Source organism: Saccharopolyspora shandongensis, assembly GCF_900106995.1.
GTDB lineage: Bacteria > Actinomycetota > Actinomycetes > Mycobacteriales > Pseudonocardiaceae > Saccharopolyspora > Saccharopolyspora shandongensis.
In genome coordinates this window covers 18,794-41,444 of sequence record NZ_FNOK01000074.1, presented here as the reverse complement: position 1 = coordinate 41,444, position 22,651 = coordinate 18,794, and the positions used below count along the sequence as shown (strand labels likewise).

General features: G+C 70.8%; 20 protein-coding genes. 10 read left to right on the top strand and 10 right to left on the bottom strand.

Features of this window, described 5'->3' with window-relative positions; all coding sequences use genetic code 11:
* The 3 genes from BLW84_RS41595 to BLW84_RS41585 form a co-directional block, all read right to left on the bottom strand.
* The coding region (locus tag BLW84_RS41595) for an HNH endonuclease signature motif containing protein (protein WP_093277497.1) at positions 1–1,113 on the bottom strand (1,113 nt) is incomplete at its 3' end.
* A 648-nt stretch (positions 1,114–1,761) separates the two neighbouring features.
* Entirely contained in the window at positions 1,762–2,937 is a 1,176-nt protein-coding gene (locus BLW84_RS41590) for a M14 family zinc carboxypeptidase (protein WP_245761752.1), read from the bottom strand.
* A 310-nt stretch (positions 2,938–3,247) separates the two neighbouring features.
* Positions 3,248–4,108: a MurR/RpiR family transcriptional regulator gene (locus BLW84_RS41585; protein WP_093277494.1), complete on the bottom strand. Its 861-nt coding sequence runs from the start codon at positions 4,106–4,108 to the stop codon at positions 3,248–3,250.
* A 113-nt stretch (positions 4,109–4,221) separates the two neighbouring features.
* Between BLW84_RS41585 and BLW84_RS41580 the strand changes: the two genes are divergently transcribed.
* From BLW84_RS41580 to BLW84_RS41570, 3 genes are read left to right on the top strand one after another with little or no spacing between them, the layout of a single operon-like run.
* Positions 4,222–5,643, top strand: a complete 1,422-nt coding sequence (locus BLW84_RS41580; RefSeq protein ID WP_093277493.1) for an MFS transporter — start codon at positions 4,222–4,224, stop codon at positions 5,641–5,643.
* The gene (locus tag BLW84_RS41575; protein ID WP_093277491.1) at positions 5,640–6,818 is read left to right on the top strand and encodes a metal-dependent hydrolase family protein; all 1,179 of its coding nucleotides are present in this window, start codon (positions 5,640–5,642) and stop codon (positions 6,816–6,818) included. Before BLW84_RS41580 ends, BLW84_RS41575 begins: the two co-directional genes overlap by 4 nt.
* A 55-nt stretch (positions 6,819–6,873) precedes the next feature.
* Positions 6,874–8,136 (top strand): GNAT family N-acetyltransferase, encoded by a 1,263-nt coding sequence (locus tag BLW84_RS41570; protein WP_093277490.1) that lies wholly within the window; start codon positions 6,874–6,876, stop codon positions 8,134–8,136.
* 63 nt (positions 8,137–8,199) lie between these two features.
* On the opposite strand, the gene idi is transcribed toward BLW84_RS41570, so the two are convergent.
* The 4 genes from idi to BLW84_RS41550 form a co-directional block, all read right to left on the bottom strand.
* Entirely contained in the window at positions 8,200–8,778 is a 579-nt protein-coding gene (gene idi / locus BLW84_RS41565; protein ID WP_093277489.1) for an isopentenyl-diphosphate Delta-isomerase, read from the bottom strand.
* A gap of 104 nt (positions 8,779–8,882) precedes the next feature.
* Entirely contained in the window at positions 8,883–9,869 is a 987-nt protein-coding gene (locus tag BLW84_RS41560) for a zinc-binding dehydrogenase (protein WP_093277487.1), read from the bottom strand.
* A 103-nt stretch (positions 9,870–9,972) separates the two neighbouring features.
* Positions 9,973–10,725: an IclR family transcriptional regulator gene (locus BLW84_RS41555; protein WP_093277486.1), complete on the bottom strand. Its 753-nt coding sequence runs from the start codon at positions 10,723–10,725 to the stop codon at positions 9,973–9,975.
* A 116-nt stretch (positions 10,726–10,841) separates the two neighbouring features.
* Entirely contained in the window at positions 10,842–11,852 is a 1,011-nt protein-coding gene (locus tag BLW84_RS41550) for a metallophosphoesterase family protein (protein WP_093277484.1), read from the bottom strand.
* A gap of 244 nt (positions 11,853–12,096) precedes the next feature.
* On the opposite strand from BLW84_RS41550, the gene BLW84_RS41545 reads away from it, so the two are divergent.
* On the top strand, positions 12,097–13,065 hold the full coding sequence (locus BLW84_RS41545) for a M28 family metallopeptidase (protein ID WP_093277483.1): 969 nt from the start codon (positions 12,097–12,099) through the stop codon (positions 13,063–13,065).
* 64 nt (positions 13,066–13,129) lie between these two features.
* Here BLW84_RS41545 and BLW84_RS41540 read toward each other — a convergent pair whose 3' ends face one another.
* The 3 genes from BLW84_RS41540 to BLW84_RS41530 are packed head-to-tail and all read right to left on the bottom strand — an operon-like array spanning position 13,130 to position 16,709.
* Positions 13,130–14,419 carry a M20/M25/M40 family metallo-hydrolase gene (locus BLW84_RS41540; RefSeq protein ID WP_093277481.1) on the bottom strand — a complete coding sequence of 430 codons (1,290 nt, stop codon included), beginning with the start codon at positions 14,417–14,419 and terminating at the stop codon, positions 13,130–13,132.
* Positions 14,416–15,756: a purine-cytosine permease family protein gene (locus tag BLW84_RS41535; protein ID WP_093277480.1), complete on the bottom strand. Its 1,341-nt coding sequence runs from the start codon at positions 15,754–15,756 to the stop codon at positions 14,416–14,418. The genes BLW84_RS41540 and BLW84_RS41535 overlap by 4 nt, the downstream gene beginning before the upstream one ends.
* The gene (locus BLW84_RS41530; protein WP_093277479.1) at positions 15,756–16,709 is read right to left on the bottom strand and encodes a DUF1177 domain-containing protein; all 954 of its coding nucleotides are present in this window, start codon (positions 16,707–16,709) and stop codon (positions 15,756–15,758) included. The genes BLW84_RS41535 and BLW84_RS41530 overlap by 1 nt, the downstream gene beginning before the upstream one ends.
* Positions 16,710–16,991: 282 nt before the next feature.
* Here BLW84_RS41530 and BLW84_RS41525 point away from each other — a divergent pair, with 282 nt between their 5' ends.
* The 6 genes from BLW84_RS41525 (at position 16,992) to BLW84_RS41500 (ending at position 22,612) form a co-directional block, all read left to right on the top strand.
* Entirely contained in the window at positions 16,992–17,585 is a 594-nt protein-coding gene (locus BLW84_RS41525; protein ID WP_093277477.1) for a helix-turn-helix domain-containing protein, read from the top strand.
* 198 nt (positions 17,586–17,783) lie between these two features.
* Positions 17,784–18,962: an NAD(P)/FAD-dependent oxidoreductase gene (locus BLW84_RS41520; RefSeq protein ID WP_093277476.1), complete on the top strand. Its 1,179-nt coding sequence runs from the start codon at positions 17,784–17,786 to the stop codon at positions 18,960–18,962.
* An 11-nt stretch (positions 18,963–18,973) separates the two neighbouring features.
* Positions 18,974–19,288, top strand: coding sequence for a (2Fe-2S)-binding protein (locus BLW84_RS48685; RefSeq protein WP_425441827.1), 315 nt, complete (start codon positions 18,974–18,976; stop codon positions 19,286–19,288).
* The gene (locus tag BLW84_RS41510) at positions 19,285–20,694 is read left to right on the top strand and encodes an NAD(P)/FAD-dependent oxidoreductase (protein WP_093277474.1); all 1,410 of its coding nucleotides are present in this window, start codon (positions 19,285–19,287) and stop codon (positions 20,692–20,694) included. The genes BLW84_RS48685 and BLW84_RS41510 overlap by 4 nt, the downstream gene beginning before the upstream one ends.
* Positions 20,691–21,611 (top strand): dihydrodipicolinate synthase family protein, encoded by a 921-nt coding sequence (locus BLW84_RS41505; protein ID WP_093277473.1) that lies wholly within the window; start codon positions 20,691–20,693, stop codon positions 21,609–21,611. The genes BLW84_RS41510 and BLW84_RS41505 overlap by 4 nt, the downstream gene beginning before the upstream one ends.
* Entirely contained in the window at positions 21,611–22,612 is a 1,002-nt protein-coding gene (locus BLW84_RS41500; RefSeq protein ID WP_093277471.1) for a proline racemase family protein, read from the top strand. Before BLW84_RS41505 ends, BLW84_RS41500 begins: the two co-directional genes overlap by 1 nt.
* Positions 22,613–22,651 lie beyond the last annotated feature (39 nt).

The following is a 22,651-nucleotide window of genomic DNA, read 5'->3' as shown; positions in this document are numbered from 1 at the left end:
CCAGTGCTGGACGTGGTGTGCTTCGGGTGTTCCCGGCGGTCGGTCACACCCGGGGAACGCGCAGACGCCGTCGCGTCGGAGTAGTGCGGTGCGGATGTGGGTGGGTGCGGTGCGTTTCGCCCGGCCGACATCCAGCGGGAGGCTGTCGCCGTCGAGGGCGATGGGCAGTACCTCGGCGTCGCAGGCGATGCGGCGTGCGTTCTGCGCGGTGATGGCACGTTCGGTGTTCAGCGTGCCGGGCATGCCGTCCTCGTTGACGAACCCCAGGCCCCGCTTGAGATCGTCGAAGTCGATGGCGATGGTCATCTGCGGTCGTTGCCCACCGGTACGGGGCATTCCGTCGTGGTCCAGTGCGAGGTCCAGTAGTGCGGCGAAGCCGTCGGCGTTCCGTTGCCCCGTCGTGCGGGGGTCTTTCTCCCCGTCGATCTCGGGGCGGGGTGCGGCGAGGGGTTGTATGAGTGCGGCGAACTTCGCTCCGGTTTCGCGGTCCAGTTTGGCTTTGATGACGGTCATGCCATCCCGGGCGGTCGCGTAGTGAAGTTCGCGTGCTTCGTGCTGGTTTTCTTCGTTGCGGTGGGCGCCGTCTTGGTCGAGGAGGTAGCGGATGCGTTCGGCGAGTTTCTCCAGCTCTCTCGGTGACATCGTCCGCGCATACCCGGCGAGAGTTGCCTCGACTTCGGCGACTTGGTGGCAGCGGGCGTAGTCGGGTAGGCGCCGGATGCCGTTGACGATGACACGCGCGTGGTCCAGCCCGATCGCGCCCTCAGACAATGCGGCGGCGGTGTCGGGCATGTCGGGCGGCATCGTCTCGCCATACAAGCTCCGTCGGTCTTCGACGTTACGGGCCACTGTCACGCGGGTTTTCGCGTCACGCGGGTCGATGTTGAGTAGTCCTTGCAGCCAGACTTGTAGTGATCGGGCGGTGGTGTCGGTGTGGATGGCTCGGTGGTCGGCTTCGGCGATGCATTGCAGCTGTTCCCACATCAGCACCCGCATCTCCTTCTCCAGTTCTTGGATGCGGGCCGCGAGTTCAGTATCGGTGCATGACACCACGGACTGTGCGGGCGGCGTGGCCTGCACGGTCGAGTCCTGGGTGTTCAGTAGCGGTGTCATGCCTCCATTGTCTCGCACTCGAACTTGTGTTCGCACGTTTTTTTGGTCGCTTGATCAGGTGAAACCCACGGCCAAGGCTGCAAATATCGCCCCATGTCAAGGAAAAGGGTCACGACACGCCGAAGGCGACCCCATCCACAGTCAAACGGCCAGCTGCCAGGGGAGTTGGAGACATGCCCAACGGATGCGATCACAGCACAGGACGAGAGTGAAAACCGGTTGCACGGCAAGCGAAAAGGAGACCAAGAACGAAACCCGCCAACGGATCAACCCGAAACGGAACCCCCATCAGCCCCAGCCGCTCCGAAAAACCCGTCCGGCAGCGCAAGCCGCGAACGAGCCAGCCCACTCCGGGCCATCCCCGCGATACAAAGCCGAACCGGGGCTGCGTTCCGGATGTCAAGCCGTTCACCCCCGAAGGGGCGGCCGCCAGGCCGGGCTTGACCTCCGGAACGCAGCCCCCACCCTCCACTGATCGCGGGGATGGCCCCAAAAGATGCGGAACCCCCAAAAAGCCCCAACCCAAGCAACACTCCAGCAAAAACAAAAAACCGCCCCACGAACAACAAAACCCCGGGACAAATACCCAAAAACCCAAGCCCCAAAAAGAAACCCCGGGCCTCACCAGAGACCCGGGGTCCGAGACGATCAGTCGGAACTGGACTCCCAGCCATAATCCGGCAATCCGAAGAACTCCCCGCCGTTGAGCCGGTCGACCTCCCCGGAGGCCATGGCGCCGATCAGCGACTCGACCCCGGTGCGAACGGACTGGATCAGCATCCCGTGCTGCTTCTGCCCGAGGTCGTCCTGCTGCCCGCGGACCTCGAACAGCACGGTCGCGGACCCGTTCAGGGCGAAGGCGGACCGGCCCTGCCCCGCGTATTCCCGGGCGTCGGGGTGGAAGTACCGGCCCACGCCGGCCAGCGGCGACTGGGACCCGTACGAGCTCTGGATACCGCGGGCCACGGCGAGCGCGTAGCGCCGGGACTTGTCCTGGTCGAGCAGCGGGTACTCGGCCTGGTAGGCGGCGCCGTCGTTGACGCCCAGGGGCGGGTAGTCCAGCGATACGGAGATGAGCTTCCCGTCCTGGGGTCCGCCGGTGGTCCGCTCGCACGGGCCCATGTGGTGCAGGTCGACCACGGCGTCGACCGCGCCGAACTCGTCACGCAGGGCCACGTAGGTGTCCCGGATGGCCCGCGATTCCGGCGAGAGGAAGAAGCCGGCGCCGGCCTGCTGGCCGGGCAGGTCGCCGGGCTGCGGCACGTAGTCGAGGCGCGGGTTGAAGTCCCGGTTCAGGTCGAAGCCGGGCAGGTCGATCCCGTCGCCGTTGAGGCCGTGGTACCAGGCGCGCGGTGCGCCCGCGAGCTGCGGGTAGTCGGTGACGACCTGGTCCCAGGGCACGACGTTCATGCGCCGGTTGAGCTCTCCGCCGTCTGGGTTGACCATCGGCAGCGCCACCAGCGTGACGGACGACAGCAGTTGCTGAGTTGCCGCGTCGTTGCTCGTGCCGAGGTCGCGCAGGATGCCGATCAGCGCTTCGGTTCCGGTGCGTTCGTTGCCGTGGATGGCGCTCTGCACCATCAGGACGCGTTTGCCCGTGCCCACGCGCGCCGACCACAGCTCGCGGCCCTGCTTGGTGGTGCCGATCTGCCGCACCGCCACGCGCCCCTTCGAGCTGCTCTCGATGCTGCGCAGCGTCCTTCCGAGTTCGGCGTGATCGGTCCAGCCGTTCCACTGCGGGTCGTCGAACGTCTTGCAGGAGCCCTGCCCGGGGCCTTCCGGTGGGGCCGAGTTCGCGGGTGCGGCGATGCCGATGAGGGCCATGGAGGTTGCTGCGGCGAGCGCCATCGTGGTTCGCCAGCGCGGAATTCGAAACACAGTTGCACGGCTCCGTTCGCGAGTTGCAATCTGTTCCGGCGGCCCGGGGACGCCAGGGCCCGGGCACGTCGTCCGAGGGGAGGGAGGGCCGGGCGCTGGAGGCGCGTCCGGTGTGGACATCGGGTGGTGTGCGTCAGGCGGTTCGGCCGCTGTCCGCGATCACAGCTCGGCACTCTATGAATCCGTCACCCGCGAGTCAATTGCGACGACGATCCTTTTTGCTCCGTTACGCGGCGATCAACACTTGTTCTTGCGCTCACTGCCTTGATTCTTCGGCGAACAGCCGCAGTCCGCGCCAGACGGTGTCGACCCGCTGGGCGGCTTCCCGGCTGCTTTCGGGGGCGCCGGCGGCCAGTTCCGCCACCAGCGCGTAGGCGACGCTGGTGGCCGCGGTCATGGACTGGAGGTTCGCGATTCCTTCGGTTGGGATGACGAGCACGTGGTCGGCCGCGTTCGCGGCGGGGGACTGGACGGTGTCGGTGATGACGCACGTCGTGGCCCCGGCGGTGCGCGCCAGGTGGATCGCGTCGACGGTTTCCCGGTAGTGCTGCCAGAAGCTCCACGCCACCAGGCAGTCCTGGCCGTCGAGGGCGGCGAGGGCGTTGGCGAGGTGGGGCCCGCCGCGGTCCTCGTGGGCGATGGGCAGGCCGCGGCTGGCCGCCAGCAACGCGAACGCGGACGCGGCGACGCCGTGGGTTCCGGAGGCGACGACCAGCGTTCGCCGCGCTGCGCGGATGGCCGCGACGACGGCGCGGGCCGCGGTGTAGTCGAAGGAGTGCTCCAGGGACCTGAGGTTCTCGGCGTCGCGGGCGAACACCGACGCCAGCATGCTCCCGTCGCCGGGCGAGGCCGGCTGCTCGTAGCGGTGCGCGAGGTAGATGCCGCGCAGGTCCGCCTGGAGTTGTGGCCATCCCGGGTAGCCGAGCGCCTGCGCGAAGCGGACGACCGTGGCGCCGTTGACCTCGGCTCGGTCGGCGACTTCGGCGGCGGTGGCGTAGGAGCAGTACGTCGGCTGCGTGGCGAGCACGTCGCGGACTCGTGCCGCCTTGGGGCCCAGGCGCGTTTCCGAGATCAGCTCGTCGAGCCACTGCGCGACGTTGGCACCTTCACCGGTCATGGCCCCATTCTGCCCTGATGCACAAGATCATGCATTGAGTCTTGTTTGCACATAAACATGCAGATATGGTTCCGACGCATCGAGGTCCGGTGGGGACCTCCGGAGGAGGTGCAATGTCGACCAACTCCCCGGCTGCGGGTCCCGCGCTGCTGGCCCGTCTCGAAAGGCTTCCGGTCTCCCGGCCGCACTTCCGGCTGATGCTCATGGGCGGCCTGGGCATCGCCTTCGACGGCATGGACGGCTCGCTGGTGTCCTACGTGCTCCCGGCCGTCACGCCGCTGTGGGGGCTCGCGCCGTGGCAGACCGGGCTGCTCGGCAGTTCGCTGCTGATCGGGATCATGATCGGCGCGCTGTCGGCCGGGCTGGCCGGCGACGTGATCGGCCGGCGGCGGATCATGATGTACGCGCTCGCCGTGTACTGCGTCGCCACCGTCGCGGCGGCCTTCGCCCCGGGCTGGGGTTTCTTCTTCGTCGCCAGGCTGATCGCGGGGATCGGGGTCGGCGCCGAGGCCGCGATCATCCCGGCGTTCATGTCGGAGTTCGTGCCCGGCCGGATCCGCGGCCTGTTCGTCGGCTCGATCGCCGGGTTCTTCTCCCTCGGCTACATCGCGGCGGCGCTGCTGGGCACCTTCTTCGTCCCGGCGTTCCCGGACGGCTGGCGGGTTGCGCAGCTGGTCACCGCCGCGCCGCTGCTGATGCTGCTGTGGTGGCGCCGCGCGCTGCCCGAATCGCCGCGCTGGCTCATCGATCAGGGTCGCCTGACCGAGGCCGAAACCGTCGTCGCGCAACTGGAGGAGCGGGTCGAGCGGGCCACCGGGAAGCCGCTGCCGCCGGTCGAGGAGCAGGCCGCGCCGGAGCCGGTGCGGGTCGAGGAGCGGGGCGGCACGGGCTCGCGCATCGCCGGGCTGTGGCTGGGCGGGATGGCGCGGCGGACCGCCGTGCTGTGGCTGCTGTGGATCAGCCTCACGTTCGCCTACTACGGGTTCTTCACCTGGATCCCGTCGCTGCTGGTGCAGCAGGGCATGACGATGTCGAAGAGCTTCACCTACTCGCTGCTGATCACCATCGCCCAGGTGCCGGGCTACTACTCGGCCGCGTACCTGAGCGAGCGGCTGGACCGCAAGCGCACCATCGCCGGCTACCTCACCGGCGGTGCGATCGCCGCCTTCCTGCTGTCGCAGGGCAGCGCCGACGCCCAGGTCCTAATCTTCGGCGCGCTGCTGTCGTTCTTCATGAACGGCACCTACGCGGCGCTGTACGCCTACACCCCGGAGGTGTACCCGACGCGAATGCGAGCGACCGGCACCGGCGTGGCGTCAGCGTTCGGCCGCATCGGCGGCATCGTCGCGCCGATCATCATCGGCGTGCTCTACGCGTCGATCGGGTTCGGCGGCGTCTTCACGATGGTGACCGGCGCGCTCGTGGCCGGCGCGCTGGGCGTGCTGGTGTTCGGCGTCAGCACCAGCGGCCGCACGTTGGAGGAATTGACCGGGCCCGCAGCGCGCGGCCAACAGGAGACGGAGATCAAGGCGTGAACTCGCGAATCGTGTTCCGCAACGCGACGGTGCTGGACCCCCGCGCCGGCGAGTTGCTGCCGGACAGGTCGGTGGTGGTCGCCGACGGCCGGATCGTCGAGGTCACCGACGAGCCGGTGCGCGCGGCGGAGGAGATCGACGTGCGCGGGCGGGTGCTCATGCCGGGCCTGATCGACTCGCACGTCCACGCCACCCAGGCGAGCGCGGACTTCGCCGAGCTGAAGTCGTGGTCGCCGTACTACGCCGCGGCGCGGGCGGGCCAGGTGCTGGACCAGATGCTGATGCGCGGCTTCACCACGGTTCGCGACATGGGCGGCGCCGATCACGGCGTGGCCCGCGCCGTGGCGGAGGGCCTGTTCCGCGGGCCGCGCGTGCTGTTCGGCGGCCCGATCATCGCGCCGACCGGCGGCCACGGCCTGACCCGGATCTGCGACGGCGAGGTCGAGTTGCGGCGGGCGATCCGCGAGCAGATGGCGCTCGGCGCGCACCACATCAAGCTGACCGTCAGCGGCGGCGTGGTGTCCTCGATGCGGATCGACGCCCTCGGCTATTCCGAGCCGGAGATCCGGGCGGCGGTCGACGAGGCGAACCTGGCGCACCGGTACGTGGCCGGGCACGCCTACACGGCCGAGGCGGTGAACCGCGCGCTGCGCTGCGGCGTGCGCACCATCGAGCACGGCAACCTGATGGACGAGTCGAGCGTCGAGCTTTTCCAGCAGCACCAAGCGTTCTACGTGCCGACGCTGGCCACCTACCACGCGCTGACGCGGGACGACGCGCCGCGCGCGTTGCCTGCGGAGAACCGGCGGAAGCTGCACGACGTGATCGACGCGGGCCTGCACGCTCTGGAGCTGGCCGACCGGGCCGGGCTGAAGATCGGGTACGGCACCGATCTGCACGGTGAGCTGCATTCCTACCAGCTCGCCGAGTTCAGCCTGCGCGCCCAGGTGCAGCGGCCCGCGGAGATCGTCCGCGCGGCCACGATCACCGGCGCCGAGATCGCCGGGATGGTCGGCCAGATCGGCGAGATCGTGCCGGGCGCCGTCGCCGACCTGCTGGTCGTCGACGGCAACCCGCTGGAGGACATCGGCGTGCTCACCGACCCCGAGCGCCGGCTGCTGCTGATCATGCAGGGCGGCGAGCTGGTGCGAAACGATGTGACATCGGTTCGTTAACCGCGCCGTCATCCCAGGTCAAGCGCCTGCAATACGGCGAGGGAAGCATGGTGGCATGACTTCCCGGCAGCATCGCGGGGACTGGACCCGCGAACTCATCGAGCTGGCCGCGCTGTTCCTGGCGGCGGGGGTGGCGAACCTGTTCGCGACCGGTGCGCAGGGCCGCGGGCCGCTGGCGCTGCTGTCCATCGGAGCCGTCCTGCTGGTGGCGGCCGCTGGGCGGTGGTGGTGGCGTCGGCGGCAGGTGCCCGCCGTTCCCGAGGTGCGGGTTCCGGATGTGGTGAGCGTGCAGCAGACGCTGTGGCGGCTGCGCGCGTCGGTGACCGACACGCCGGGCCGGCTGGCGCACCTGGCCGGTGCCCTGGCCGCGCTCGGCGCGGACATCCGGACCATGCAGGTCCATCCCGTCGCCTGCGGGGTGGTCGACGAGGTGCTGCTGCACGTGCCGTCGCGGGTGAGCGGCCGGGAACTGGTCGCCGCCGTCGAGGCCGCCGGTGGCCAGGACGTGACCGCGGTGCGGGCGGACGTGCGCGAGCTCGACGACGTGCCGACGCGGACCGCGAACCTGGCGATCGACCTGGTCAACGACCGCACCGACCTGGTCCGGGCGCTGCGCAGGCTGCTCGGGCAGGTGGCGGTCCGGTGGCAGGAGGAGGCCGGTTCGCCCGCCGGCGGCGAGATGCGACTGGCGGATCCGGGCGGCGGGGTCCTGGTGCTGGAGCGGCCGGGCGGGGCGTTCACCCCGGCGGAGTTCGCGCGGGCGCGGGCGATGGTCGAGCTGGCCGCGAGCTGCCGGGCGCGGGTGCGGCCGGTGCCGGACGTCGCGCGCGCCGCGAGCGGGGCGGAACTGGCGATCCGGCCGGCGGACCGGTCGGACGTGGAACTGGTTTCGGCGTTCCACGCGAGGTGTTCCAGTGCGGCCCGCTACCGGCGCTACTTCAGCCCCGGACCGGGGCAGGGGGAGCGCGGCCTGCTGCGCCTGCTGACCCCTGCGCTGGGCCGGTCGCTGCTGGCGCTGGCGCCGGACGGCGAGGTGATCGGCATGGGAAACCTGATGTACGACGGCGATTCCGGCGAGCTGGCGCTGCTGGTCCGGGACGACTGGCAGCGGCAGGGCGTCGGCACGGCACTGGCGCGGAAGCTGGTCGAGCAGGCCGGGGAACTCGGGATCGGCACGCTCACCGCGCAGACCCACGTCGACAACACCGCGATCGCGCGAACGCTGCGCGGCGCCGGCCTGAAGCTGATCGGAGCGCCGGAACCGGGCGAGTGGAGCTGGTCGCGGGAGCTGCGGCCGAAGGCGACGGCCACAGGTTGAACATGGACCTACCCCCATCTCCGGTCAGGTTAACCGGAGTGGGGGATTTGTCCGCAATGCGGGTCAGCTCACGTGGGCGGCGGGCGGCAGGCCCGCCGGCGAACCCTTGGGCCAGCGGGCCGGTTCCGGGCCCAGCTCGGTCAGCTGGCGGACCTGCAGCGAGCACCACGGCGACACCTCGGACTCGCCGGCGAGCACCGCAGAGCTGAACTCCGCCCAGTCCACCCAGCGGGTTTCGGCGACCTCGTCCGGATTCGGCTCCGGCGTGCTGCCGGTGAAGGCGACGAACACCGGGCACTTCTCGTTCTCCACCACGCCGTTGGGCATCGTGGCGTGGTACTGGAAGCCGGGCAGCACGAGCTCCAGGCCGTGCACGGTGAGCCCGAGTTCTTCCCCGAGTCGCCGGGTGATCGCGGCCTTCATGTCCTCCGCGGGCGCCGGGTGACCGCAGCAGGTGTTCGTCCACACGCTCGGGAAGGTGCGCTTGTGGTGCGCCCGCTGCGTCAGCAGGAACTCGCCGCGGTCGTTGAACACGTAGCAGGAGAAGGCCAGGTGCAGCGGCGTTCGGCGATGGTGAACGGTCGCCTTGTCCTCGACTCCGATCGCGTTGCCGGATTCGTCGAGCAAAACCACCTGTTCCACGGGCCTACCTCCTGGGAGCATGTTGATCTGACCGAATGCGCCCCAGGTCTGCACCCTACGACAAACCGGTTGGTATCCGCCATACGATCTTGATCACGACGGCCTCACGGGTGCGGCCGCAGCACCACCTTGCCGTAGGTTTCGCGGTTCTCCAGCGCGGCGTGCGCCTTCGCCGCGTCGGCCAGCGCGAACGGCGTGCCGACCAGCGGCCGCAGGCTGCCGTCGGCGAGCGCGGCCAGCGCCTCGGTCTCCAGCGCCCGCATGCCGCCCGGCACCTTCAGCAGGTTCGGGCCGAGGGCCACGTTCGCGGCCACCGAGCGGGCGATCAGCTCGTCGGAGGTGAACCGGTGCTCGCCGAACTCCCTGCCGTACATCGTGATCCGGCCGCCCGCGCCGAGCAGGTCGAAGGCCGCCCGGCCGTACTCGCCGCCGGCGCCGTCGAGCACGAGGCTGACTTCGCGCCCGTCGAGCGCGTGGCGCACCGTCTCCGGCCAGCCCGGCGCGGTGTAGTCGACGGCGACGTCGGCGCCCAGCTCCCGCACCTTGGCGACCTTCGCCGGCCCACCGGCCGCGCCCACCACCGTCGCGCCGATGTTGCGGGCGTGCTGCACCGCCAGCGCGCCGATGCCGCCGGCCGCCGAGGTGACCAGCACTACGTCGTCGGCGGTCGGCCGCGCGATGCGCAGGATGGACATCGTGGTCCGGCCGGTGCCGATCATCGCGACCGCGGCGTCGAAGCCGACGTCGTCGGGAAGCACCTGCAGCGCCTCGACGTCGCGGACCGCGAGCTCGGCGTAGCCGCCGCTGGCCATGCCGAGGTGGGCGACGACGCGCCGCCCCAGCCACTCCGCGTCGACGCCCGCGCCGAGCGCGTCGACCACCCCGGCGACCTCGCGGCCCGGCGTCATCGGCAGCTCGTACGGCGGGAACGGCCCGTGCTGCATGCCCTGCCGGATCGCGGTGTCGATGACGTGCACGCCGGCGGCCGCGACCGCGATGCGCACCTGCCCGGGGCCGGGGACCGGGTCGGGCACCTCCTCGTAGCGGAGGACCTCGGCGGGGCCGAACTCGTACTGCCGAATCGCGTGCATTCCTTCTCCCTGCGCCGTTCTCCGGGTTGCGGCCGCAACGCTAGGAGTTCGAGCAAGGTCGAGGTCAATGCCCCGGCGCGGGAATTGTGATCGCGATCTCCGGTCAGCGGAGCCGGTAGGTGATCTCCTGGACCGCCGCGCGCATCGCGGCGGCCATCTCGTCGAGCCGGTCGGCCACCCGCGTCGTCGGCCCGGCGATCGACACCGCGGCGGTGCCGGCGTCGGCGCGGTGCGACAGCACCGGCCCGGCCACCGCGGACACGTCCGGCACCGTCTCGCCCCGGTTGTAGGCGACGCCGTCGGCGGCGATGTCCGCGAGCTCGCGCTCGACCCGGTCCCGCTCCTCGGGATCGGGGAAGCGCTCGCGCAGGTACGCCTCGCGGGAGGCGCGGTCGAGGTTCGCGAGCAGGCACTTGCCGATGCTCGTCGGGTAGAGCGGGCGTCGCTTGCGCAGCGGCGCCGAATAGCGGATGAGCTGGGTGGACTCGATGGCCTCCAGGTACACCACCGAGTCACCCACGAGCGTGCCGAGCATGACGGTCTCGTCGAACTCCGCACGCAGCTTCTGCATCGTCGGCCGGGCCGCGTCCACCAGCGGCGTGCCCGGCGTCGGCAGCAGCGCGCCGACCGCCGGTCCCAGCAGGTAGGCGCCGCCCTGCTCCTGCAGGTACCCGGTCGCCACCAGGCCCTTCACCAGGCCGTGCACCGAGGTCTTCGGCGCGTCCAGCGCCCCGGCGAGCACGCTCAGCCGCACCCCGTGCGGGTCGGCGGCCACGGTCTCCAGGATGGTGGTCACCCGGCTGACGGTGCGGTGCTCCTTGGCCGGGCCGCGCGCCCGGCCGCCTGACTCGCCCACGGCGCCCCCTCGGCTCGGCCTGCGCCTGAAGGATAGCCAGCCCGGCGGCCGGATCGGAGATGCGCCGCTCACGAGCCGCCGAGCCCGCACCGCCACGCAAACCATTCCGACCATCTCTACGCCCCGTTGTGCAGCGGGATGGTGATTTGCTTCAGCCAGGTGCCGGTGGTGAAGTCGCGCGCCTTGATGACCACGTTGCGCGCGTCGACCTCGACCTGCAGGCCCTGGTTGAACGCGCCGCCGAGGGACACCTCGCCGCCCTTGCCGTCGTCCTGCCAGCCGACCTGGATCGCGCCCGTGTTGACCACGGTGAAGCCCTCCAGGTTGGCGGTGCCCGGCACCACCCGGCGCACCACCCAGTCGGACAGTTCGAGGTTCCAGTGCGTGTGCCCGGAGAACAGGAACACGTCGCGGTGGCGGCCGAGGATCCCCAGCAGCCGGTCGGACTGCAGGTAGTCGTTGAGGTAGAGCTTGTTGTGCGTGCCGGAGACGGTGTTCGGCAGCGGGTGGTGGGTCAGCACCATGACCGGCTTGCGCCATTGCGCCCAGTGGTCGAGCCGCTGCTCCAGCCAGGTGAACTGCTCGTCGCTGATCCACACCTCGTCCCACAGCTTCGGGTCGTGGTAGTGCGAGTACCGCTCGGTCCCGATGCTCAGCACCGGGATCCCGCCGAAGGAGTGCTCCGCGAAGATGGTGTTGCGGCCGGCGAAGTTGAAGAAGCTGCGGAACAGCGAGTCCTCGGTGGTGCCGTTGGGCCAGGTCTCCTGCGCGAGCGTGTCGGGGTCGCGCCACTTCGGCACGTAGAACTCGTGGTTGCCGATCGCCCAGGCGACCTCCTTCGGGTGCGCGTGTTTGTCCAATGTGGACCGCACCGCCGCGTACTCGAAGTCGTAGCCACGCGGCGTGATGTCGCCCGCGATGCCCAACCCCGCGCTGTCCGGGTTGATCAGGGCGAGGTCGTCCAGCGCCTTGCCGAAATCGCCGAGGTCGCCCTGGATGTCGCTGATGATGTTGAAACGCACCTTGTTGCCGGCCTGCGGCGGCGGCGCCGCGTGCGCGGTGGAGCTGAGGACGGTGGTGGCGGCGAGCGCGCCACCTGTTCCGACGATGAACGATCGGCGATCCATGAGCGCTGGTTCCTCCTGTGCTGGCCGGTTCGGCCCTGCGAAATTAGGCCGATCGGCCGCATCCGCAGTGGATTCCTCGTGTCCGCCGAATGGACTCGCGCCGAACACTTCACCGAAAGGTCGGGCAAAGCCGGGAAAAACGCATTCGGCGGCATCTCGGCGAGTTCACGTCAAAACGCCCGGCGTGCCCAGTCCCGTCGTTACGTTCCGCTGCGGCGGAGATCGACCGACGGAAGGGCGCAGCATGCCGAAACGACCACTCCTGGCGACCGCGGCAGCGCTGGCCGCGGTGATCGCCCTGGTGTTGCCGGCGACGGCGGCCAGCGTACCGCTGACCGGCGTCACCGCGGTTCAGGACCACTTGCAGGAGCTGCAGAAGATCGCCGAGGCCAACGGCGGCAACCGTGCGGCGGGCGAGCCCGGCTACAAGGCCTCGCTGGATTACGTCAAGGCGCAGCTGGACGCCGCCGGTTTCGCGACGACGATCCAGGAGTTCGACGCCATCGGCGGCACGACGTACAACCTGCTCGCCGAAACGCCCGGCGGCGATGCCAACAGCGTGGTGATGTTCGGCGCCCACCTCGACAGCGTCAGCAGGGGCGCGGGGATCAACGACAACGGCACCGGGTCGGCGGCGATCCTGCAGGCCGCCCTGGACTACGCGGGCAGCGGCGCGACGCCGAAGAACAAGCTGCGCTTCGCGTTCTGGGGCGCCGAGGAGCAGGGCCTGGTCGGCTCGTCGCACTACGTGCAGAGCCTGCCGGAGGCGGAACGCGGCAAGATCGTCGCGTACCTGAACTTCGACATGGTCGGCTCGCCGAACGCCGGCTACTTCACCTACGACGGCGACGACTCCGACGGCGAGGGCTCCGGCCCCGGCCCGGAGGGCTCGGCGGAGATCGAGAAGCTGCTCAACGACGCCCTCGCGGCGGCCGGCGTGGAGACCGAGGGCACGGACTTCGACGGCCGCTCCGACTACGGTCCGTTCATCGAGGTCGGTATCCCGGCGGGCGGCACCTTCACCGGCGCCGAGGACACGAAGACGCCGGAGCAGGCGCAGAAGTGGGGCGGTCAGGCCGGCGAGGCCTACGACTCCTGCTACCACCAGTCCTGCGACACGGTCGACAACGTCGACCAGCAGGCCCTGGACCGCAACTTCCAGGCGATCTCGACGGCGGTCAAGACCTACGCCGAGCAGTTCCCCCAGCCGTAACCGGCGATACCCCGAAGCGTTGGCACCTCCGACCCCGGTCGGAGGTGCCAACGCTGTCAGCGGGTCAGCAGGTTTGCAGGAGGCGTTGCATCACGCGGGTGGAGAAGCGCAGCGACTCCAGCGGGATTCGTTCGTCCACTCCGTGGAACATCCGCGCGTACGGCAGTTCCGGTGGTACCCGGAGGGCCTTGAAGCCGAACCCGTTGATGCCGATCGTGGCGAACGCCTTGTTGTCGGTGCCGCCCGCGTTGCAGTACGGCGTCGGGTGGCCGTCCGGGTCCTCCGCTCGGATCGCCGCGCACATCGCGTCGACCAGGGTGCCGGAGAACTCCGTCTGCATCGCCACGTCGTGGTGGATGAACTCGCGGCGCACCGACGGCAGCAGCAGGGAGTCGATGGTGTCCAGCAGCTCCTGCTCGTGGCCGGGCAGGAACCGCCCGTCCACCGCGGCCGTGGCCCGGCCCGGGATGACGTTGGTCTGGTAGCCGCCCTCGATCATCGTGGGATTCGCCGAGTTGCGCAGGATCACGTCGACCAGGTCGGCCGCCGGGCTCATCTTCTTCAGGCTTCCGTCCACATCGGACGGATCGAAATCCGTGCCGAGGAGTTCGGCGGCCCGCTCCAGCAGCGCCCGCACCGGCTCGATCAGCCGCACCGGGAACCGGTGCCTGCCGATGCGGGCCAGCGACTCCGCCAGGTCGGTGACGGCGTTCTCGTCGTTCGGGGAGGAGCCGTGCCCGGCCCGGCCGGTGGCGATCAGCCGCAGCCACGCCTGCCCGCGCTGGGCGTTCTCGATCGGGTACAGCCGCTGGCCGTTGCCCAGGTCGAACGACACGCCGCCGCCCTCGGTGATCGCCTCCGTGACGCCGTCGAACAGCTCCGGCCGGTTGCGCACCAGCCAGTGCGAGCCGAACTTGCCGCCGTCCTCCTCGTCGGCGAGGAAGCCGAACACGACGTCCCGCGGCGGCTTCCGGCCGGTGCGGCCGAACTCCCGCGCCACCGCGAGGATCACCGCGTCGAAGTCCTTCATGTCGATCGCGCCGCGACCCCACAGGCAGCCGTCGTGGATCTCGCCGCCGAACGGGTCGAAGGTCCACTCGCTCGCATCCGCCGGCACCACGTCGAGGTGGCCGTGCATCAGCAGCGCGCCCCGCGACGGGTCCTCGCCTTCGACGCGGGCGATCACGCTGGCCCGCCCCGGCGCGCTCTCGACCAATGTGGACTCGATGCCGACCTCGGCCAGCTTCGCCGCGGCGTACTCGGCCGCCGCGCGCTCGTTGCTGGTCGGGTTGGAGGTGTCGATGCGGATCAGGCCCCGGCAGAGGTCGACGACCTCGTCCTCGGGCGCGCTCATGACTTGGGTCCTTCCAGCGTCGAGGTCCCCACCGGGCGCACCAGCCCGGTGAAGGCGAGCACCACGTAGAGCAGGAATCCGGTCAGCAGCGAGTTGAGCGCCGGGATGCCCGCGTCGACGAAGTAGCCGACGCAGAAGCCGGCCGCCCACACCACCAGCGTCGCGGGCACCCAGGTGGCCACCTTGTCCGGCAGCGTGCCGGTCGGCCTGGTGCGGTCGAGTTCGCCGCGCATCCGGCGGGCCACCCAGTACTCGGCGACGATGATGCCGCCGATCGGCGGGATCGCCACGCCGAGGATCTTCAGGAACTCCGTGAAGTGGTCCAGGAAACCCATCGCGGACAGCACGGTGCCGAGCACGCCGATCACGAGCGTCACCGTCGCGCGGTGCAGGCGCTTGCCGAAGACCGTGTCCGCGAAGTTCACCACGCCCAGCGAGGAGGCGTAGAGGTTCCAGTCGTTGATCTTCGCGGTGGACAGGATCACGATGACCAGCCCGACGAAGCCGGACGTGGACAGCACGATCGAGGTGACGTCCTTGCTGCTGACCAGCTGCCCGAGCAGCACGCCCGTCATGCCGACGATGTACTCGCTGAGGATCATCGAGCACGAGCTCTGCAGCAGGACGTGCCAGCCCTTGCGGTTGTAGCGGGTCATGTCGGGCGCCACGACCGCGCCGGACATGAACCCGCCCGCCACGATCGTCGCCGCCGCCGGGATGGACAGCGCCGCGGCGGTCGGCTCCCGGGCGATCAGGTCGCCGATGGAGTGCTGCGAGAGCGTGCTGATCACGCTCCAGGCCACCAGCGCGAAGAACAGCGGCACTGCGATCTTGGCCAGCCACATCATGTACTTGAACCCGTAGATCACCAGCGCGGTCAGCACCGCGCCGGAGATCGCGCACCACAGCCAGATCGGGCCGCCGACCAGCGACTGCATGCTCTTGCCGAAGATGCCGTTCTGCACGCCGAACCAGCCGACCATGCTGATCGCGATGACGAGGCTGACCAGCGCCGAGCCGTTGCGCCCGAACCCGGCGAAGCGGGTGAGCATGGTCATCGCCAGGCCCTCGCGCTGGCCGGCCAGGCCGACCAGGAAGATCACGATCTCCAGCAGCACCGCGCCGAGGGTGAACGCCCAGAAGGCGTCCCAGAACCCCATCGCGATGCCCAGCGAGGCACCCAGCACGAACTGGGAGAGCGAGCCGGACTGCCCGAGCCACTGCAGCAGCATCGAACCGAACCCGTAGCGCGCGTCCTGCGGGACGCGGCGCAGCGAGTAGTCGTCGTTGCCGATCTGCTTGCCCGGCGCCGTCTCGGCGGACTGCACGGCGCCCATCACTCCTCCTCGGCGGGCAGGTCGCCCATGGTTTGCAGGTGGGCGAGGGAGCCGTAGCGGGCGACGAGGTGGTCGAACTCCGCCTGGTCGTGGAAGGCCAGCTGGCCCGCGCCGAACTCCTTGGCGACCTCGACGGCGTAGCGCGCGGCCGCCGCGATGTCGGTCTCGTGGCTGGCGCCGGTGGCGCAGCCCGGGACGGCGGTGGCGGCCACGATCGCCAGGCCCACCACCGGTGCGCCGGTCGCGGTGGCCGGCTGCAGGATCGAGTTGATGTGGTAGACGCCGTTGCCGTAGGGCGTGATGTCCTGGGTGGTCACCGGGTAGGTCACCAGTGGTTCGCCGGTCACGGTCTCCAGCAGGGTGCCCAGCCGGTCCGACACCCGCAGCACCCAGCCCTGCTTGACCGTCGGCGACAGCGCCAGGCCCTTGTGGTTGATGATCCGGTTGCCCTTGGTGGTGTCGATGGACAGCACCGCGTCCATGTCGTCGCTGACCTCGTGGGCGTTCATGGTCGCGATCCCCACCGGGGAGTCCATGAACGGCACCGGCTCGTGCGGCCGGGTCGGGGCGTCCGGGCACACGTGGGTGCTGATCAGGACGTCGCCGGCGAGCACGTCGCCGCGGGCGCGCATCGACAGCAGCTTCGCCGCAGCGGAGATGGCCGCGGCGGCGCCGTCGCCGTCGGAGACGAACCCGGTCACCTCCGGGCGGGCGCCGATGCCGCCGAGCCGCCCCACGACGCCCAGCGTCGGGGCGTCGCCGCCGGCCGCCTTGCCCCGCGTGCCGGGGATGCGGACCCGCACGAAGTCGGTCGTGCCCTGGTGGCCTTGAACGGTGGTGCTGGTGGCCAGCCCGGACTCGCCGGCCACCTCGTCGAGGTGGGCGACCACGCGGGCACCGGTGATCGACGGATCGTCGAGGAGATCCACCACATCCAGGACGTGTTTGAGCATCTGGGCCCCTTGGGAATCGGCACCGCGAACCGGGTGCGGGTCGCGAGCGCCCGGGCAGGACGGGGGAGCTGCCCGGTCTCGCGGCCTGGTAGTTGGAAGGGCGTCCGCCGGAGTTGTTCTCGGGGCATCTCCGGCGACCGCCGTGCCGATTACGGTGCGCTCGCGCCCAACCGGTGAGCAAGGAAATCCCGTTATTCGCAAAACCAGACGTCGCGCGGCCGGTGGCGGCCGGGTGCCGGTGGTTAAGCTGCGGGCACGTTCCGGGTCTTGGGGAGGTGCTTGATGGCGCAGGTGGAGGCCGTCCGGGTGCTGGCGGCCAATCTGCGGGCGCTGCGGGCCGAGCAGGCGCTGTCGCTGTCCGAGGTGGCGCGGCGGTCCGGGATCGCCAAGGGCACGCTGTCGCAGCTGGAGTCCGGCGTCGGCAACCCCACCATCCAGACGGTGTTCAGTTTGTCGAACGCTTTGCAGGTGCCGGTGTCGACGCTGCTGACCGAGCGCACCGAGCCCGACGTGGTGCTGGTGCGGTCCGCCGGGCTGGAGGTGCTCAGCAGCAACGCCGTCGACCTGCGGATGCTGCGCCGGCTCGACCTGACCTCGGCGGTGGTGGAGGTCTACGACCAGCGCGTGCGGCCCGGCGAGGTGCAGCGCTCAGACGGGCATCCCGGGCGGGAACACGTCGTTGTCACGGAAGGAAAGCTGCGCGTCGGACCGGCCGACGCGCCCTACGAGCTGGGGCCGGGGGACTACGTGTGCTTCCCGGCGCAGCTGCCGCACACCTACGAGACCGTCGGCGGCCCGGTGACCTCGGTGCTGCTGCTGGAGTACCCCAGCGACGCGGACAGCCCGATGCTCCGCCACCACCCACCGCTCACCTAGGCGCGTCGGACCGCAGTTTCAATTGAAACCTCGACACCCGGTTCCGCAGTTTCAATTGAAACTGCGAGAGTCCGTGCCGGCCGGGGCCCTGGGCGCGTGGCCGGGGTGGTGGTGGGCGTGGTGGGGGTCGGGGGTTGACCTGGGTCACATCGGGGTTTAGCGTCGGCATCGTTCATTTTAGTGAACGATGGGGTGGCTATGGGGCAGTTTCCCGACATCGTGGTGGTCGGCGCCGGGATCGTCGGCGCGGCCTGCGCGGAGGCGCTGAGCGCGGCCGGGCACGTCGTCGACGTGCTGGACCGCGGTGCGCCTGCGGCGGGCACGACCGCCGCGGGCGAGGGCAACGTGCTGGTCTCCGACAAGCCGCCGGGCGCGGAGCTCCGGCTCGCCCAGGCCAGCCGGCGGCGTTGGCCGGAGCTGGCGCGGAGCCTGCGCGAGGAGCTCGGCGCCGACTTCGAGTGGGAGCCCAAGGGTGGCGTGGTCGCCGCGACCACTGTGGACGGAGCGGACGCACTGACGGCGTTCGCCGCGCAGCAGCGTGAAGCGGGTGTGGATGCCCGGGTTCTGCCGTCCGGCGCGGTTTTCGACCTCGAACCGCACCTCACGCGGCGAACGGTGCTGGCGGTGCACTATCCCGAGGACGCCCAGGTCCAACCAGTCCTCGCGGCATCGGCGCTCCTCGCGGCGGTGCGCAGGCGCGGCGGAACCCTCCGCTCGGGAACCACCGCCACCGGGGTGGTGCGCGGCCGGGACGGCCGGGTGACTGGTGTTCGCGCGGGCGGCAGCGTATTGCCTTGTGGGGCAGTGGTGAACGCGTGTGGCCCGTGGTCCGGTGAGTTCGCGAGGCTGGCGGGCGCGCCGATCGTGGTGCTGCCCCGCCGGGGCATGGTCCTGGTCACCGCGCCGGTGCCGCCGGGCACCGTGCGGCACAAGGTCTACGACGCCGACTACGTCGGCGCGGTGGAAAGCGGCGACGCCGAGCTGCAGACTTCGACGGTGGTGGAGAGCACCCGGGCCGGAACCGTGCTGATCGGGTCGAGCCGGGAGCGCATCGGTTTCGACGACGCGGTCCGGACGCGCGTGCTGCGCGAGATCGCGGGCAAGGCCGCCGCGTTGTTCCCCGTGCTGGGGCGGGTTCCGGTGATGCGCGCCTACGGCGGCTTCCGGCCGTACGCGCCGGACCACCTGCCGGTGATCGGCGCCGATCCCCGGGTTCCGGGCCTGTGGCACGCGACCGGGCACGAGGGCGCCGGCGTCGGCCTCGCCGCCGCGACCGGGCAGCTGCTCGCGGAGCTGGTCGGCGGACGGCCGCCGCACGTCGACCCGGAGCCGTTCCGCGTGGACCGGCCCGGGCTGATCGAGGAGGTGGGCGCGTGACGGGCCCGTTCCTGACCCCGAGCCGGCGGGATCCGGCGCAGCCGAGGTACTCCGGCGAGTTCGCCGTCGAGGTGGACGGGGCACGCGTCGCCGCGCGGGCCGGGCAGACGGTCGCCGCCGTGCTGATGTCGATCGGCCGCACGTCCTGGCGCAGCACCAGGGAGAACGGGCGGCCGCGCGGGCTGTTCTGCGGCATCGGCGCGTGCTTCGACTGCCTGCTGGTCGTGAACGACGTGCCGGATGTGCGGGCGTGCCAACGCGTTGTCGAGCCCGGCGACGTCATCCGCACCCAGCACGGGGCCGAACTGCCGGGAGGCGAGTCATGAGCGTCGTGGTCGTCGGCGGCGGACCCGCGGGCATGAACGCCGCCGCGCAAGCAGCGCGAGCCGGTGCCGAGGTGGTGCTGATCGACTCCGCCGAGCAGCTCGGCGGGCAGTTCCACCGCCAGCTGCCGGAGCAGTTCGCGGCGCGGCGACCGGAACTCATCCAGCACGACTGGCGGTCGTTCCGGGCGCTCCGGGACGAGATCCTGGCGAACCCGCTGATCACGCACCTGCCGGACAGCACGGTGTGGTCGCTGGAACCCGACCGGTGGCTCAACGTCCAAAGCGGCCCCGCCGATGCTCCAGGCCGACGGCTTGCTGCACTGCGTGCCGATGCGCTGGTGCTGGCCACCGGGGCGCACGACCGGGTCCTCCCGTTCCCGGGCTGGGACCTGCCCGGGGTGTTCAGCGCGGGGGCCGCGCAGGCGATGGCGAAGGGGCAGCGGATCGCGGTCGGGCATCGCGTGCTGGTCGCCGGGACGGGGCCGTTCCTGCTGCCGGTGGCGGAGTCGCTGCTCGACGTGGGCGCCGAGGTCGTCGGCGTGCTGGAGGCCGGGAACCCGGCCGCGTGGCTGCGGCAGTCGGCGGCGGCCGCCGGGCAGCTCGGCAAGCTCCAGGAGCTCGCGGGCTACGCGGCCCGCTTCGCCGGGCGCGTGCCCTACCGGACGCGCACTGCTGTCATCGCGGCGCACGGAGACGACCGCGTGCGGGAAGTAGCGACGTCCAAAGTGGATTCCGACTGGCGGCCGATTCCCGGCACCGAGCGCCGGTTCGAGGTCGATGCCGTGTGCGTCGGGCACGGTTTCGTGCCGCAGCTGGAGCTGGCGTTGGCCGCGCGCTGCCGGATCGTCGACGGGTTCGTCGAGGTCGATGCGGCGCAGCGGACGTCCACGCCGGGCGTGTTCGCGGCCGGCGAAGCGACCGGCATCGGTGGTGCCGAGCTCGCCGCAGCCGAAGGCGTTGTCGCCGGTCTCGCCGCGGCCGTGCACGTCGGCGCCGCCACCTGGAACCAGGTGGAGACCCAAGCGCGCCAAGCTCTCATGAAAGTCCGAAGTGGACGCGAGTTCGCCCAGGCGCTAGCCCGGGCCCACCCGATCGGATCGGCGTGGCCCGAGTGGCTGGAACCCGACACGCTCGTGTGCCGGTGCGAAGAAGTCCCGTACCGCGAGCTGGAAGCGGCCGTGCAGCAGCGCGCCGCGCATAGCGCCCGCTCGCTGAAGCTGCTCTGCCGTGTCGGCCTCGGCCCCTGCCAGGGCCGGATCTGCGGGCAGAACGCGACCGATCTCGCCGCGCGACTGCTCGGCGAACCGCTCCCGGACCCGGAAACCCCTGCCCGGCGGCCGATCGCAGCGCCGATCCGGCTCGCCGACCTGGCCGGCATCCCAACCTGTGACGAGGAGGAGAAGTGACTTCCAGCAACGATCTCGGTGGCGTCGTCGTCGCGACCGCCCTGCCCTACGCCGAAGACGCGTCGGCCCCGGCCGGCCTGCGGGTCGACTACGACCGCTACGCCGAGCACTGCCGCTGGGTGGTCGACAACGGCTGCCACGGCGTCGGCCCCAACGGCTCCCTCGGCGAGTACTCGTCGCTGACCCACGAGGAGCGCCGCAAGGTCGCCCAGACCGCGATCGCGGCCGTCGGCGACCGGGCGACGGTCATCGTCGGCGTGCACGCGCCGAGCGCGCACGAGGCGAGGCACTGGGCGGAGCTCGCCGCCGAGGACGGCGCGGACGGGGTGCTGTGCCTGCCGCCGACGATCTACCGCGCCAACAAGGGCGAACTCCTGCACCACTTCGAGCAGGTCGCGGCCGCCGGCCTGCCCGTGATGGTTTACAACAACCCGATCGACACCAAGGTCGACCTCACCCCCGACGTGGTTCGCGAGATCGCCGAGATCGACAACATCGCGGCGATCAAGGAGTTCTCCGGCGACGTCCGGCGGGTGCTGGAAATCCGCGAGCAGGCGCCCGGGCTGAACGTGGTGTCCGGCGCCGACGACGTGGTGCTGGAATCGCTGCTGATGGGCGCGGGCGGCTGGTTCGCCGGGTTCCCGAACGTCTTCCCGGCCGAATCGGTGCGCCTCTACGAGCTCGCCCGGGCGGGCAAGGTGGAGGAGGCGCGGGCGCTTTACGAGCCGCTGGTGGCCGCGTTCCGGTGGGACTCGCGCACCGAGTTCGTGCAGGCCATCAAGCGCGGCATGGAGATCGTCGGCCGCTTCGGCGGGCCCTGCCGCCCGCCGCGCGGACCGCTGCCTGAGGCCATGCTGGCGCAGGTCGACGCCGACATGGAGCGTGCCGTGAAGTACTTGCAGAGCAAGGAGAAGTGATGCGGTCGCGCCGTTACTTCAGCGCCGTCGACTCGCACACCGAGGGCATGCCGACGCGGGTGATCACCGGCGGCGTCGGCGTCGTGCCGGGCGAGACGATGGCCGACAAGCGCCGGTACTTCGTCGACAACCTCGACCACATCCGTCAGCTGCTGGTGCACGAGCCGCGCGGGCACTCGGCGATGAGCGGCGCGATCCTGCAGCCGCCGACCCGCCCGGACGCCGACTGGGGCGTCATCTACATCGAGGTCTCCGGCTGCCTGCCGATGTGCGGGCACGGCACCATCGGAGTCGCGACCGTGCTGGTGGAGACCGGCATGGTCGAGGTGGTCGAGCCGGTCACCACGGTCCGGCTGGACACCCCGGCCGGGCTGGTGGTGGCCGAGGTGGCGGTCCGCGACGGCCAGGCCGAGTCGGTGACCATCCGCAACGTGCCGTCGTTCGCCGTGGAGCTGGACGCGTCGGTGCAGGTGCCTGGGTTCGGCGAGGTGCGCTACGACCTGGCCTTCGGCGGCAACTTCTACGCGATCACGCCGCTGGCCGACCTCGGAATTCCCTTCGACAAGGCGGAGAAGGACCGGATGCTGGACGCCGGACTGGCGATCATGGCGGCCATCAACGAGCAACGCCGCCCGCAGCACCCGCTCGACGCGAACATCGCGGGCTGCAAGCACGTCTACCTCGAAGCGCCCGGCAGCGACGCCGCGCACTCCCGGCACGCGATGGCGATCCACCCCGGCTGGTTCGACAGATCTCCGTGCGGCACGGGCACTTCCGCGCGCATGGCGCAGCTGCACGCGCGCGGACAGCTCGCACTGGACACCGACTTCGTCAACGAATCCCTGATCGGCACCAGGTTCGTCGGGCGGCTCGTGGACACCGCGCAGGTCGGCGACCGGCCGGCGGTGGTGCCGACGATCACCGGCCGCGCCTGGATCACCGGCATGGCCCAGTACCTGCTGGACCCGACCGACCCGTTCCCGACCGGCTTCACGTTGTAATTCCCCGCGACCGGCGCACCGGAGGATCCCAATTTTAGG